At 46.0% G+C, this 15431-nt stretch carries 9 protein-coding genes; 5 read left to right on the forward strand and 4 right to left on the reverse strand.

Going from position 1 to position 15431, the window contains the following annotated elements:
* The first annotated feature begins 56 nt into the window (after positions 1-56).
* The 4 genes from ectA (at position 57) to KDD30_RS05000 (ending at position 3889) form a co-directional block, all read left to right on the forward strand.
* The gene (ectA, locus tag KDD30_RS04985) at positions 57-605 is read left to right on the forward strand and encodes a diaminobutyrate acetyltransferase (protein ID WP_211647695.1); all 549 of its coding nucleotides are present in this window, start codon (positions 57-59) and stop codon (positions 603-605) included.
* A 23-nt stretch (positions 606-628) separates the two neighbouring features.
* Positions 629-1894 carry a diaminobutyrate--2-oxoglutarate transaminase gene (gene ectB, locus KDD30_RS04990; RefSeq protein ID WP_211647697.1) on the forward strand — a complete coding sequence of 422 codons (1266 nt, stop codon included), beginning with the start codon at positions 629-631 and terminating at the stop codon, positions 1892-1894.
* Positions 1895-1905: 11 nt separating this feature from the next.
* Positions 1906-2301, forward strand: coding sequence for an ectoine synthase (locus KDD30_RS04995; RefSeq protein ID WP_211647699.1), 396 nt, complete (start codon positions 1906-1908; stop codon positions 2299-2301).
* A 151-nt stretch (positions 2302-2452) separates the two neighbouring features.
* Positions 2453-3889, forward strand: a complete 1437-nt coding sequence (locus tag KDD30_RS05000) for an aspartate kinase (RefSeq protein ID WP_211647700.1) — start codon at positions 2453-2455, stop codon at positions 3887-3889.
* An 89-nt stretch (positions 3890-3978) separates the two neighbouring features.
* Here KDD30_RS05000 and KDD30_RS05005 read toward each other — a convergent pair whose 3' ends face one another.
* Complete coding sequence (locus tag KDD30_RS05005; RefSeq protein ID WP_211647701.1) at positions 3979-6267, reverse strand: YgiQ family radical SAM protein; 2289 nt, start codon at positions 6265-6267, stop codon at positions 3979-3981.
* A gap of 581 nt (positions 6268-6848) precedes the next feature.
* The gene (locus tag KDD30_RS05010) at positions 6849-9230 is read right to left on the reverse strand and encodes a pentapeptide repeat-containing protein (protein WP_211647703.1); all 2382 of its coding nucleotides are present in this window, start codon (positions 9228-9230) and stop codon (positions 6849-6851) included.
* A 386-nt stretch (positions 9231-9616) separates the two neighbouring features.
* On the opposite strand from KDD30_RS05010, the gene KDD30_RS05015 reads away from it, so the two are divergent.
* Positions 9617-11710 (forward strand): endonuclease, encoded by a 2094-nt coding sequence (locus KDD30_RS05015; RefSeq protein WP_211647708.1) that lies wholly within the window; start codon positions 9617-9619, stop codon positions 11708-11710.
* A 123-nt stretch (positions 11711-11833) separates the two neighbouring features.
* Here KDD30_RS05015 and KDD30_RS05020 read toward each other — a convergent pair whose 3' ends face one another.
* Both KDD30_RS05020 and asnS read right to left on the reverse strand, forming a co-directional pair.
* Positions 11834-13378 (reverse strand): PAS domain-containing methyl-accepting chemotaxis protein, encoded by a 1545-nt coding sequence (locus KDD30_RS05020; protein WP_211647709.1) that lies wholly within the window; start codon positions 13376-13378, stop codon positions 11834-11836.
* Positions 13379-13828: 450 nt separating this feature from the next.
* On the reverse strand, positions 13829-15229 hold the full coding sequence (gene asnS / locus KDD30_RS05025) for an asparagine--tRNA ligase (protein ID WP_211649569.1): 1401 nt from the start codon (positions 15227-15229) through the stop codon (positions 13829-13831).
* Positions 15230-15431 lie beyond the last annotated feature (202 nt).

Consider the following 15431-nt stretch of genomic DNA (forward strand, 5'->3'; position numbering starts at 1 on the left):
TGATTTAATTTATCTGAACCCTATAATTGTTTCTGAATTCATTAGAGCACTAAACAATGTGGCGACCAATGATTACAATGGCACCATGGGCAGAAGCCCCAGAAACATCGACCAAGACTCAGGAAGAGTTTGTTTTTCGAAAACCGGAGCGTTCAGATGGTTATCGAGTGCATTCACTGATCGAATCTTGTCCCCCATTAGATACCAACTCCTCCTACTGCAACTTCCTGCAGACGACTCATTTCAAAGACACCTGTATTGTCGCAGAGCTTGACGATGAGATGGCAGGATTTGTCTCGGCCTACCGGGTCCCGGAAAAAGAGCACACCCTCTTTATCTGGCAGGTTGCGGTCAGTGAGAAAGCGCGTGGTAAAGGGCTCGCTTTCAAGATGATTCAACAACTCCTGGCGCGTGATGACCTGAATGACATCAGGTATATCGAAACAACAATCACCCGCCTCAATAAAGCCTCTTGGGCGTTGTTTAAGAAGGTGGACCAGGCGAACGGCAACTTAGGTGAAGTCTCGCTGTTCCTTGACGAAGAGAAACATTTCGATGGTAAACACGATTCGGAATACCTCTATCGCATTCCACTGAAACAATAAATCACGACAAAACAGGATAAGTCATGAATATCTTTAATGCGCAGGAATCAAATGTTCAATGTTACGCCAACAATTTCCCGGTGGTATTTTCCTCTGCCAAGGGTTGCTGGTTGAACACCAGTGATGGCGAACGCTATCTGGATTTCCTGGCAGGCGCCGGTGCGCTGAACTACGGCCATAATAACCCTGTGCTGAAAAAAGCACTGATGGATTACATCGATCAAGATGGCCTCACGCACGGTTTGGATATGCATTCAGAAGCCAAAGCGGCTTTCTTAGAAAACCTGAAAAATTTCATCCTGACCCCGCGTGGTCTGGATTACAAAGTACAGTTTACTGGCCCGACGGGTACAAACGCCGTTGAAGCCGCGCTGAAGCTGGCGCGCAAAGTAAAAGGCCGTCAGAACATTGTTGCCTTCACCAATGGCTTCCATGGTGTGTCTTACGGTGCTCTGGCGGCGACGGGTAACCAGCACCACCGGGGTGGCGCGGGTATGGCTCTGACTGGTGTGACCCGTCTGCCATATGAAGGTTACGCTGAGCTGGATGGCCTGGCACTGTTCGAAACCATGCTGACTGATAACTCCAGTGGTCTGGATAAACCGGCTGCAGTAATTCTGGAAACTGTTCAGGGTGAAGGCGGACTGAACGTTGCTTCAAACGAATGGCTGCAACGTCTGAGCGACATCTGTCAGCGTCATGACATTCTGCTGATTGTTGATGACATTCAGGCAGGTTGTGGCCGGACAGGTACCTTCTTCAGTTTTGAGCCCGCAGGGATCAAACCGGACATGGTCACACTGTCGAAATCCATTGGTGGCTATGGTTCCCCGATGGCAGTCGTCCTGCTGAAACCTGAACTGGATAAATGGTTACCGGGTGAGCACAACGGTACATTCCGTGGTAACAACCATGCCTTTATCACTGCAGCGGCTGCCATTGAAGCCTACTGGCAGAACGATGACTTTGAGCAACATATCCATGCGCGTGCCGATCAGCTGAATGTGACGCTGAACAAACTGCTGAAACAGTATCCGGCAGTGTTTGAAAAAATCAAAGGCCGCGGCCTGATGCAGGGCATTGCCTGTCATGACGGCGACTTTGCTGGCGCCATTGGTAAGCTTTGTTTTGAAAACGGCATGATTATCGAAACCGCAGGTCCGAATGATGAAGTACTGAAGTTCTTCTGTCCGCTGACTATCAGCGAAGCCGAACTGGAAAAAGGCCTGCACATCTTCGAGAATGCTGTGGCCGAATTTGCGAAGTCTGAATTGAAGAAAGCGTCTTAAGGAGAATAAGAATGATTGTACGCACCCTGGATGAGTGCCGTGACAGCGACCGTCGCATTGTCGCAGAAAACGGAAACTGGGAAAGTGTTCGCATGTTGCTGCGTGATGACAACATGGGCTTCTCGTTCCATATCACGACAATTTTTGCGAACACCGACACCCATATTCATTATAAGAACCATCTGGAATCGGTTTACTGTGTTTCCGGTGAAGGTGAAATTCAGACCACTGCAGACGGTAAGACCTACGAAATTAAACCAGGCACGCTATATGTTCTGGATAAGCATGATGAGCACCAGCTTCGTGCGAATAAAGGTGTCGACATGGTCATGGCCTGTGTTTTCAACCCGCCTCTAACCGGGATGGAAGTACACGACAAAGATGGTGTTTACCCGGCTGCTGAATAACTGAAATCGAGACCATCTGATTTCCGCAAGCGAACCACCCTCCTTGCGATATCAACCCGAGGGTTCATCGAAAGGCGGTATCAGCCGCCTTTCAATCCCATCAAGTGTGAGATGAACTGTCTCCACTGGTGAAAAGAACAAGGAGTTCCCCATGACTCATACCGTTGAAAAAATCGGCGGTACTTCCATGTCTGCGTTTGATGCGGTGATGGACAATATCCTGCTGTATCCGGACAATCCTTATCAACGAATCTTTGTTGTCTCGGCCTATGGTGGTATCACAGATGCTTTACTGGAATGTAAGCGAACAGGTGAGCCCGGTATCTTCCGTCATATTGCAGAACGTAATGATGTCTGGCGCGAAAAGCTGAAAGCGCTGGAGCAGCGTATGCTGCTGATCAATGACACTATGTTTCCTGATCTGTTCTGCCGTAATCGCGCCGATAATTTCGTCAAAGAACGCATCGCAAATGCGATTACCTGTATTGAGAATATTTTAGAGACCTGTCAGTACGGACAGTTTTCACTGGCGAGTTATCTGCCGCAGATTCGTGAGTTTCTGTCTTCGATTGGTGAAGCGCACTCTGCATTTAACACCACACTGATGCTGAATAATGTTGGAATTCAGTCACGCTTCGTGGATTTATCCGGCTGGGGTGCGGAAAACAATGTGCAGGGTGATCTGGATGCGGTGATTCTGGATGCCATCAAAGACATTGATCTGAGCAAAGAGCTGCCGATTGTGACCGGTTATGTTTACTGCGATGAAGGCCTGATGAAGACTTACGACCGCGGTTACAGTGAAATGACTTTCAGCCGTTTGGCGGTGCTGAGTAAAGCCAGCCGCGCTGTGATTCACAAAGAATATCATCTGAGTAGTGCCGATCCGCGGATTGTCGGTCCGGAGCATGTGCGCCCGATTGGCAAGAGTAACTACGATGTGGCTGACCAGCTGGCAAATCTGGGCATGGAGGCGATTCACCCTAATGCTGCTTCTGGTTTGCGTCGTGCCGGCATTGAATTGGCGGTAAAGAATACCTTTGAACCGGATCATCCGGGCACAGTGATTTCTCAGGACTATCATCCGCAAACGGATAAAGCAGAGATCATTGCCGGACGGGATAAGGTTTTCGCGCTGCATCTGTTTGATCAGGCGATGGTTGGTCAGGTTGAAGATGTCAGTTACGATCTGATGGAAATTATCCGTGAGGAAAATGTTCAGCTGATCAGTAAAGAAATGAATGCAAATTCAGTGACTTACTATCTGGATGGTAGTACCTCAAGCCAAAATAAAGTGTTATCAAAAGCCGAGAAACGTTATCCGAAAGCTAAAATCACCGGAAAAATGGTGGCTTTAATCTCGGTGATTGGTTCTGCAATTGATACCAATAAAACCATGAGTCAGGGTGTGCTTTCACTGCTGGACAAAGATATCAGCCCGAAAGCGGCCCATGCGTCGCTGCGGAATGTGGATGTACAGTTCGTGGTGAAGGACAGTGACTATCAGGGGGCAATCTGCGCACTGCATGAGAGCTTTATGAGTGAAGACTCGCCAGTTGTGCCCTCTGCTGAGAAAGTTGTGGCTTAAGGTAAACGACTCACCAGATTCCCCTTCGGCATCAACAAAAGGCAAGCGCGATGCGCTTGCCTTTTTTATCGCTGTGATTTCAGCGCAGGTTATGCTCTGGCCCCACGTTTCCCAGCAGGTTTACTCCCTGATTGGGTTCTGGCGTTGCCACTTTGCTGAGGTTTCCCACCCGTTGCCGGGCGATTACTCTGCCCCTGTGACCTGGTTCTGTTTTGCCCTTTCCCTGAATTGCGTTGGCCTGCCGGTCCGTCTTTGCGGATATCTGGTTGGTTCGGGTGTTTGGTCGCAAAGCGCTTGGCACCATGACGGCTTGATCCCCGACGTTTGGCTGGCGTCAGTGAAGCTTCACTGCCTTCAGCCGGAATCAGGCATTCCGGACGATCGCCAATCAGGTGTTTTTTGCCCATACTGACCAGCGCTTCGCGCAGCAGCGGCCAGTTGGCCGGATCATGGTAGCGCAACAGGGCTTTGTGCAGACGACGCTGGCGATCACCTTTGGCAACAAACAGATCGTCTCGCTGTTTATACTTCACGCGTTTCAGTGGGTTGGTTTCCGAATGATACATCGCCGTTGCGTTACACATCGGAGACGGGTAGAAGTTCTGGACCTGATCGCACTGGTAATCATGTTTCTTGAGCCAGAGCGCCAGATTCAGCATGTCTTCATCGGTTGAACCTGGATGCGCTGAAATAAAGTACGGGATCAGGTACTGTTTTTTGCCTGCTTCAGCACTGTACTTTTCAAACAGTTCTTTGAAGCGGTCGTAAGTACCCATGCCCGGCTTCATCATCAGATCCAGTGTGTCTTTCTCGGTATGTTCCGGAGCAATTTTCAGGTAGCCGCCCACATGGTGCGTCACCAGTTCTTTAATGTACTCCGGAGACTCAATCGCCAGATCGTAGCGGACACCGGAAGCAATCATGATCTTATTGATGCCTTCGACTTCTCGTGCTTTTCGATACAGATCGATGGTGTGCTTGTGGTCTGTATCCAGCTTTTCACAGATCTTCGGGAAGATACATGACGGGCGGCGGCAGTTCTTTTCTGCACGCGGATCTGAACATCCCAGACGGTACATGTTCGCCGTCGGGCCACCCAGATCTGAAATGGTGCCCGTGAATCCCGGTACTTTGTCGCGGATATCTTCCAGTTCCTGCAAAATCGATTCGTGAGAACGGTTCTGAATGATCCGACCTTCGTGCTCGGTGATGGAACAGAAAGAACAGCCTCCGAAACAGCCGCGCATGATGTTCACACTGGTTTTGATCATGTCATACGCTGGGATCTTGGCTTTGCCGTAAGACGGATGCGGCACCCGCGCGTAAGACAGGCCAAAGACGTAGTCCATTTCTTCCGTGCTGAGTGGGATGGGGGGCTTGTTGACCCACAGCTCACGATCGCCATGTTGCTGAATCAGCGCACGGGCAGAGTATGGGTTAGCCTCCAGGTGCATGACCCGGCTGGCATGGGCGTACAGAATCCGGTCGTTCTTCAGTTTTTCAAACGAAGGTAAACGGACGGCGCTGGTGAAGGCATCGTGCCGCGATGGCTGAATCTGGACGGGCTGGGCTTTGATAGGCTCAGCTTCGGCTTTGTCTTTGTTGGTTTCACAGACTTCTTCTGTGGCGTACGGGTTCGGCATCACCATGGCTTTGCCCGGCTTGTCGATCCGAGTTGAATCGATAATCTTATACGCAGCCGGTGCTTCTTTCAGGATCACGGCCGTGCCGGCAATGTTGGTCATCGCCGCAACATCTTCACCTGCGGCAATCCGGTGAGAAACCTCAACCAATGCTCGCTCCGCGTTACCAAACAGCAGAATGTCGGCCTTGGCATCAAACAAGACAGAGCGGCGAACTTTATCAGACCAGTAATCATAATGGGCCAGGCGGCGCAGACTCGCTTCGATACCGCCCAGAACAATCGGGGTATCTTTATAAGCTTCACGGCAACGCTGAGAGTAGACCAGCACAGCACGGTCCGGGCGCTTTCCACCTTCGTTATTCGGTGTGTAGGCGTCGTCATGACGCAACTTCCGATCTGCGGTGTAGCGGTTAATCATGGAATCCATGTTGCCGGCGGTGATCCCGAAGTACAGATTTGGTTTCCCCAGTGCCATGAAAGCATCTTTATTTTCCCATTTGGGCTGAGAAATGATCCCAACCCGGAATCCCTGAGCTTCCAGCACTCGCCCAATCACTGCCATCCCAAAGCTTGGGTGATCGACATAGGCATCACCGGTCACAATGATAATGTCACAGCTATCCCAGCCAAGCGCATCCATCTCTTCCCGTGTGGTGGGCAGGAATGGCGCTGTGCCGTAGCATTCGGCCCAGTATTTTGGGTAGCGGTTAATTGGCGTGACGTCAGTGTGCATATTTTTGCCTCAGGTTCAGGAGGCGGGGATTATAACGGCTCCACATCACACTTACTAGTATTGTGAAACCCCGGGAATCCTCGTGGATGAACTTGCATCCGATTGCCTCCAAAAGGTGCCGTTAAAGCGTAGTTCATATGCGTTCAGAGCAGGAAGGAGGACAGGAAAACAGAAGGTTATGGTGCAGGTTTGCACCTGTAGACCTAGGTCGTAAGTCCTTTAAAATCAACCCTAAAATCACGTACTGGAAATAGTCAACGTTGAGTATCATACTTACGGCGTAAGGTGTTGTACTTGAATCAGCAAGAGGACAGAGTGATGGTCAAATCAAGAGGAAACAAAAAGTTATGGATTCTAATCGCACTGATCACTTTAACTTGCGCGCCTATGAGTTTTACAGCAAGTGCATGCCCGGATGGGTGGGTGCCTTGTAATAACGGGGATTGTTGTAAAGTATAAATTCAATCATGGCGTGGTCGGACTAAGATAGAATTATGCACAACTTTAATGGATTTTATAATTATTGACCCTAATACTCTCACCCTGTATGGATATCAGAGTGAGAGTAGTTTTGGTGATATTTATGACTTGTTTTCATGGCAGATTTTTTCATTTTCTTTCTGTGTATCATTAATTTTCAAATTATTGATAATTAATTTTACTTTTCTGGGTTCTAGAAAGCTGCTGTTGTAAATATATTTCTTATAGTTTTCAATGAATTCATTTTTTGACATGTTATGTTCGCTCTTTTGATAGAGTTTTGTTACTAGTCTATTAATAAGCCTAACTTCCATTTTTTCTGTACATAATAGTTTATTGTTGATTTCATTGCTTTTGTATTCAATTCCATCTTTGAGCATATCGCTAAGTATTGATAAAATGAATGGGTGATGCTCGGGGTTGATATATTCATTTTTCTTTAAGAATTTTCCATAGAAAGTCGAGTTTATCTCCGCGATGCTCTGGTCCTGAATTAGTTTTTTATAATCTATTTTTTGGAATTTTTTGTCGCTGGGTCCATATTCGGGCGGATAGATGATTTTAATGTCACTGTCGTAATTGTAGATATATTTTAAATTTTCATTATCTGTGGTGTGAAATTCCATTTCACGATATTTATTTGAATCAATTGATTTGTTGTTAATAAGTATTATGGTCGGTGTTATTTTTGTCTCATGGTTTAAAAAGTCAACTTTAATATCAGATATTCTATTGTTTTTAAATATTGAAGGTGATAAATCTGAAGCATCAACATTACAGTTGCAGTGTTTATCTTTATTATGTTCTGAACAGGATATGATATTTTTATTTATGTTTGAATTCTTTAGTGAAATGTAGCACATATTTAAGTTTTTTAATTGGGAATCTGTGATTTTTGTTGAGGAAATATCTGTATACTTCATTTTTGAATTGTTTAATATAACGTTGACTAAGTTAGAGCCATGAAGCTTAGCATAGGCAAAGTTAGTGTGAATAAGCTTGCTGTCTTCTATTTTTGAACCATCAAGATGAGCATTATAAAAATTACTATAACTCAGGTCACTGTTACTGATTCTGACTTGATATACTCTGCTATCTGTGAAGTCAGAAAATCGTAAATTCCTTTTGTTAATGATGAATGGTTCGATGAAGTGGCAAATATCATGACTGAGACTGACACATTTGTTCAGTGTTTGAATGTTCTTTGTAAATTCAATTGTATCTGAGTTGTTGATTTCAAAAAGTTGAGCAGATTTAGATAGTTCAAATATTTGTTTTTCAGATACATTAATGTTTGGGTATATATTTTTTATAAATGTTATCTTTTCAGAATAAAATTTCTCAAGAAATAATGGTGCACTGAGAAGTGTTATTAATATAACAGAAGTAACTAAAAACATATTTGTTGTTGAAATTTCAATAAAGCTCCACAGTTTTATACCAGAAAAATCCTTGATAGGGAATTTATGTTTAATACTACCCAGTGTTTTGAATGATTCTGCATGATGTAAGAGGAGTCTTATTTTTTCTGACTTCAAAGTTATGATTGATAATATAAATATAAAATAAACAATCTCAAAGTTTTCTAAGTAAGATTTAACGCAGTTGTAACTCACTAAAATGTCTAAAAAATAAAGAATAACTGGAATTTCAAGTGTGATAAAAAGCATCACGGTTGTGATTAAGATTGATGTGATATTGCGACAGAATATAGAGATTGAAACTAATCCAATGATATTGAAAACAAAGTCAGGGTAATTCTGTATTATGATGGATTTAATATCAAGTAGTTTTAAGTTGTTCTTGTCAGATAATAATATGTTTTCTTTGCTATAATCAAAGTGTGGAATAGGGTTGATATTGTTAGATGAGTTAATTATTTCGAATATTGAAGGATGGATTTGTATTGTCAGAAAATAAAACAGTGAGATTGTTATAAGAGACATTGCTAATGATCGACATGCAATACAAAGAGTGGGTGACTTTTTCTTGTAATATATTTTATTTCTTAACCTAAATAAAAGACGGCTAAACATTTTTTCATAGCCAACAATATATTCAGGGTTTGAGGTTCTCAACCAGTAATAAGCAGAAATTAAATAGGTTGAAAATACCATAATTAGGTGATAAAGGCTGATAGCCATATCTTGGTAATCAAGAAATCTGGCTAATAGATAGAATTGAATGAATATAGGGATGATTGACAATAAAATGGATATGCTAATAACAATTATTTTTTCTTCTAAATCACTATTGTTGTTATAAATTCTATTTATGAAGTTCAGGTTTATATTGTTTGTTCTTTCTTTAGTCAAAATACTATATGAGGGTTTATTTATTTTGTTTAAGTAAGTTAAAAGCAATTTACAATGTTCAAAGAGAGATGAATTTACAATGTAGGTAAGAAAGAAAACAAACAGCGGTGCAAAGATAAAAAAACTCACAACATCTACACTGAATCCCAGAAATGGAATGGCGTACATATCATTTCGCATTAGTAATTGCAGATCTGATACACCTGAGATTGTAATAAGGATGAAGAGTTCAGCAATGAGAAGAAACAGGAAGATGTATCGTATCTCATGTGCGGATTGATTGATTTCTGATTCTAACGCACTTAGATAAACTTGTCTTTTCATGTTCAACCTAGCTTTTGATGTTTTTCTATATAATATAAATCATCGTTTTTTGATGCATGCTCTAATTATAAGAATGATGACGTGTCATTTAAGTTTCAGTTCATTATCAAACTTAAGAGGCTCCAGAGGTCATTAGGCTGCAATACTCCTCTCAATGGCACCGTTTCAGTGCTTGAAACCTCTGGTGTCAGTGGTTTGCAATGTTCAGTTTGCAGCAGAAGGGCTAGGTAATGAAAGAGCGCACGAAATCATATTATAAGCTGCTGAGTGAAGTGGAAAAACGAATTCCTGATGTTGATGTGCAATTAAATCAACTGGATAAAGTACTGACAGGGAAGAAAAGCTGGCAGTCGATTGAAGAGAAAGAACGGGTAATGTTCAGACTCAAGAATATTACTCAGGAAAGAGAAGATGAAAAACGAATTGATTTGGACGATATTCAGGGTAGTTTGCTGGAACGCATCATCAAATTCAATGAACTATTGCCTATATCTTTTTTATATCGGGGGGCCCGGATCGCGAAAACCGTTGGCCGGGTAAACGTCCGGTCTGAATTAGGGTTGATCGGTCATGGGACAGCATTTATGGTGTCACCCCGGCTGATGATGACTAATAACCATGTGCTGGAAAATGAAACGACGGCCCGGTTCAGCATGCTGGAAATGAACTTTCGGGCGACGCCGACCGGAATGAGTCAGTCTTCTTTTTTCCGGTTGCTGCCAGAATTATTCTTTTTGACAGACGAGCACTTAGATTTTACGTTGGTGGCTGTCGAAGCGGTGAATCCACAAGGTGACCGAATTGCCGATTATGGATTTAACCCGCTCATCCGACAGACAGGGAAGGCGCTGGTCGGTGAACACGTGAATATTATTCAGCATCCGCTCGGCGAGCCAAAACAGATCTCTGTGCGTCAAAATAAAATTATTGGTAAGGAGGGTCCGTTCCTGCATTACGTCACCGATACTCAGCAGGGGTCATCTGGCTCACCTGTCTGTAATGATGCATGGGACGTGGTGGCGCTTCACCATGCCGGTAAACCCAAGCGGGATGAACGCGGGAATATTTTGCTGACTGATGGCAGTGTCTGGGACGGTAATCCGATGACGCAGGGGCAAATCCACTGGGAGGCCAATGAAGGGGTCAGGATCAGTGAAATTCTGAAAAAAACGGATGACCTCGTGGCTGACATGACTGCTTCAGCGCAGCAACTCTATCAGGCCATTTTCACAACAATACCGCCGGCAGGTGACATTGAATCTGCCGTTCATCCGCAATCCCGGCCGGACACACACCTGGCTCATCATGACGGACAGGATTCAGCGAATCTGTATTTTCGGGTGAATATTACACCGATGACAGAAGAAAAGCTGCGTCTTAGTCTGTTGGGAATACCGCACTCCGGAACGGATGTTGTCAAAGACGCAGAACGCCGGGAACCTCCGATTGTCATTTCTGGGAGTCACGCAGATAACATTCCGGACAGCCCCGCAGACCGGACCCGACTTGATTATTACGACCCCGATGCGGATAAAATCAGTCAAGAGACGTATTACGAGAATGTTGATCTGTCGCTGCCGCCGGAAGACCTGTATAAAGCCCTGTCGAAATTGCTCAGTCAAACACATACGACGCAGTTGTCCTATCGTGTGGCCCGTCTGGAGCATTTGTATCCGGTTGTTGATCGCCATGAATTCGGTAAGCTGAGAAATATCTATTCCGGAACAGTGCTTGATCCTGAAGAGGTGATTCGTGCTGAGAAAGCCATGATTCAACAACATGCGTCGGAAATGCGGATGCAGGTTGAATCGGAAGAGTTGTTATCTGAAGCGGCACGTGCGGAGGCGTTAGACATCCTGGAAGCATCACTCCCGTTCAATTGTGAGCATGTGGTGCCGCAATCCTGGTTTGAAAAGCGCAACCCGATGCGGGCGGATATGCATCATTTGTTTGCCTGTGAACCCGACTGTAACAGTTTCAGAAGTAATCTCCCCTACTGGCAGTTCGATCTGTTGGATGAATCCTTGCATACCGCCTGCGGTCGTCGTGAAGGAAACAAGTTTGAACCGGAAAACGGCCGCGGTGCCGTTGCCCGTGCAACGCTCTATTTCCTGCTGCGTTACCCGTTTGTTATTGGTGATGACCACAATGAGATGAAACTGGAGCGGCTGAATATTTTGCTGCAATGGCATCAGCAACACCCGGTTGATCGCTATGAACTGCACCGGAACAGTACAATCTTTGCGGTTCAGGGAAACCGGAATCCCCTGATTGATTTTCCGGAGCTTGCCGACCGAATTGATTTCAGCCTGGGATTTGCCTGAGTCGCGTTTGCTGAATGGCTCATGCGCCGGAATCAGCTCAAAGAACAAAGGCCGCATCAGCGGCCTTTTACCTAGATGCCATGACTCAAAAGTCACAGCGGTTTCAGGGGGAGCGATATGGGTTTAACCGAATGATTTACTCAGTCCTTCCAGTGAAGCAACTTTTGCTCGCATTTTTGTTGCAGCTTCTTCCATGCGGCTCATCATGGTCAGGTTGTTCGATGAAGAGGTCGAAATCTGATGCACATTGCTGCTGATCTCCTGGGCGACTGTGCCTTGCTCCTCGGCGGCAGCGGCGATCTGGGTCGAGATTTCCGCAATTTCGTCGACCATGGCAACCACTTCCATAATACTGGCGGCTGTCTCATTGGTATGGGCGACACATTGATGCGTTTTTTCGATGCTCTCTGCTGAGGTGGATTGCCACTGGTTCAGCGTCGCACTGATATTGACGATACTGGCCTGGATATTTTCGGTCGCCCCATGGGTGCGTTGCGACAATGCGCGAACTTCATCTGCGACCACTGCAAATCCCCGGCCTTGTTCTCCGGCGCGGGCAGCTTCAATGGCAGCATTCAGCGCCAGCAAATTAGTTTGCTCGGCAATGCCCTGGATTTCCAGCATCATGGTTTCAATTTGCTCGGAAACCTTCACCAGCGACTGTGCTGTTTGTGCGGCATTTTCCGTGTCACGGGCTAAGTCGTTAATATTGTTCTGTGTCTGTCCCAGCACTTTGGTGGTGTCTGCGCATTTTTGCTGTGCGGTAAGGACTTTCTCGGTGGTCAGTTGGGTATTCTGGGCGATTTCGGTTGCGACAGCAGACATCTGGGTGATGGCGGTTGCAATGTGTTGTGTGTCCTGATCCTGATTGGAAATCGAGTCACGAGTGGTGATCGTAATGTCAGTCAGCTCGTCTGTGACACCTTTAATGGTCGTTGCGGCATCGTCAATCCGACCCAGCACTGTTTTTAGCCGGGCGTCATCCAGTTTTAAATGGAAGTCTGCGATGGAAGCTGGTCCGTTACCACTGTAGATGATACGGGTCAGCGCATCGTAATTGTCAGATAGCTGCTGAAAAAAACGGGGTACTGCAAATAATTCACCCCGGCAAAGGATCGCAATGAATGCAAATGGCAACGCAGCGGAAAGGAAATCATATTCGGGAATAAAATAGTTTAATAAGCCAACAGTCATTGCAGTAAGAAGGGCGGTCAGCCCTAATTTACTCCAACTGGAAAGATGGAAGCCATATGGGTTTTTATTTTGATTCAATTGCTGGTAAATATGTGCGGCAGTTTCAATCATGTCTGAGGTTGGTTTCCGGCGAACAGATTGATAACCACACACTTTGTTGTTTTCATATAACGGGGTGACATAAGCATCCACCCAGTAATAACTGCCATCTTTACAGCGATTTTTTACAATACCCCGCCAGGGCTTTTCAGATTTTAAGTGGCTCCATAAGTCTCCGAATGCGGCTCTTGGCATATCCGGATGGCGAATGATGTTATGGTGCTGGCCTACAAGTTCATCAAAGCTGTAACCGCTGATATCTACAAATTCATCGTTGGCATAAGTGATCACACCTTGTAAATCCGTAGTTGTCACGAGCTGAGCATGATGATCAAGGACGACCTCGCGATCGGTCACCTGGCGGTTTTTACGCATGAGTTATCCCTCGTCGAAACGTATATTCAGAGTGCGTTTTAAATAGAACGCAGAGAAGCAGTGGGCTGCTTTTTTGTTTTATGACACGTCTGTCCCAACTCTAGATGACAGTAATTGATGGACCTATTGGAAATACCGGAGATTTGAAATGCTTCAAAGAATAAGTAAATGTCCCGAGAAAAAGTAAGCAAAGCTAAAATTAGTGATTATGATCAGTCTCTATAGATATTTTCTGCGCTCATCAACTAAGAATTGTTCTCGTCTTCCATGAATCTGCTGCCGCTTGAGTGTCGCAATACGCACAAAAACTGTAAGGAAATGGCGTCCTTTTTTGCCGGATATTTAGTTTTAAATGAAACTAAGTTGTTTGAATGGTGCTGGCTAGAGGGATGAGATCAAAAAGCCCTGCGGTGAGCAGGGCTTGAGTCGCTTTGTTCTGGCTTCTGAAAATCAGAAGTTTGCTGAGCGTGGCGTACGTGGGAATGGGATCACGTCACGAACGTTTGCCATACCGGTAACGTAAGACACCAGGCGCTCGAAGCCCAGACCAAAACCTGCGTGTGGTACAGTGCCGTAGCGGCGCAGGTCGCGGTACCAGTCCATGTCTGCCGGTTCGATGTTCATGGCACGCATACGCTCGTCCAGAACGTCCAGACGCTCTTCACGCTGTGCCCCACCGATAATTTCACCAATGCCCGGTGCCAGAACATCCATCGCAGCAACAGTGCGGCCGTCTTCATTCAGGCGCATGTAGAATGCTTTGATGTCTTTCGGATAGTTCTTCACAATCACTGGTGCTTTGAAGTGTTCTTCCGCCAGATAGCGCTCGTGCTCGGAGGACAGGTCAATGCCCCATTCAACATCAAATTCGAATGAGCGGCCAGAGGCTTGCAGGATGTCGATGGCATCGGTGTAATCGACCTGTGCAAAGTCAGAATCGACAAATTGCTCCAGACGGGTAATGGCTTCTTTATTGATGCGCTGCGCGAAAAATTCCAGATCATCGCGACGCTCAGCCAGAACAGCTTTGAACACATACTTCAGCATGTCTTCCGCCAGTTTGGCAACGTCATTCAGATCTGCAAAGGCAACTTCTGGTTCCACCATCCAGAATTCGGCCAGGTGACGGCTGGTGTTGGAATTCTCAGCACGGAACGTCGGACCAAAGGTGTACACTTTGCTTAGTGCACAAGCGTATGCTTCAGCGTTCAGCTGACCAGACACGGTCAGGAATGTTTCTTTTCCGAAGAAGTCTTCGTTGAAATCAACTTTACCATCATCGGTGCGTGGCAGGTTTTCCAGATCCAGCGTGGAAACGCGGAACATTTCACCGGCACCTTCTGCGTCTGCCGCAGTGATCAGCGGGGCAGAAGTCCAGAAGAAACCCTGCTCATGGTAGAAACGGTGAATGGCCTGAGACAGACAGTTCCGCACACGGGCAACGGCACCAATCACGTTGGTCCGCGGACGCAGGTGTGCTACTTCACGTAAGTATTCGATGGAATGACGTGTTTTTGCCATCGGGTAGGTATCCGGATCATCAACCCAGCCAACGACGTTGACAGCCGTTGCGGCCAGCTCGAAATCCTGACCTTGGGCCGGAGATTCAACCACCTTGCCGGTCACTTCAACGGAACAACCAGTCGTCAGTTTCAGAACTTCTTCCTGATAATTATTCAGTTCATTCGGGACCACGGCCTGAATCGGGTCGAAACAAGAGCCGTCATAGATGGCAAGGAAAGAGATTCCGGCTTTGGAATCCCGACGTGAACGGATCCAACCGCGAACAGTAACTTCACTGTCAACCGCGATTTTTCCGCTCAGTACGTCTGATACAGGCGCGTAAGTCATGATGTAATGATTCTCCGTTGAGGCACGACTGAGTGCTGTGCTTAATTTACAGTCCAAAGCAGCAATATTACCTGTCTCGTCTCAGGCATCAAGCTTTGATACGTGCTCCGGTGGGAAATAATCACATTGTGTCGGCTTTTGTGCTGAATTAGTAATCAGAAGCGGGGCTGAGAAAGAATCCGGCAGCGGTGAGGCTGCCGGA

The organism is Photobacterium sp. GJ3, assembly GCF_018199995.1.
In the GTDB taxonomy this organism is placed as follows: Bacteria; Pseudomonadota; Gammaproteobacteria; order Enterobacterales; family Vibrionaceae; genus Photobacterium.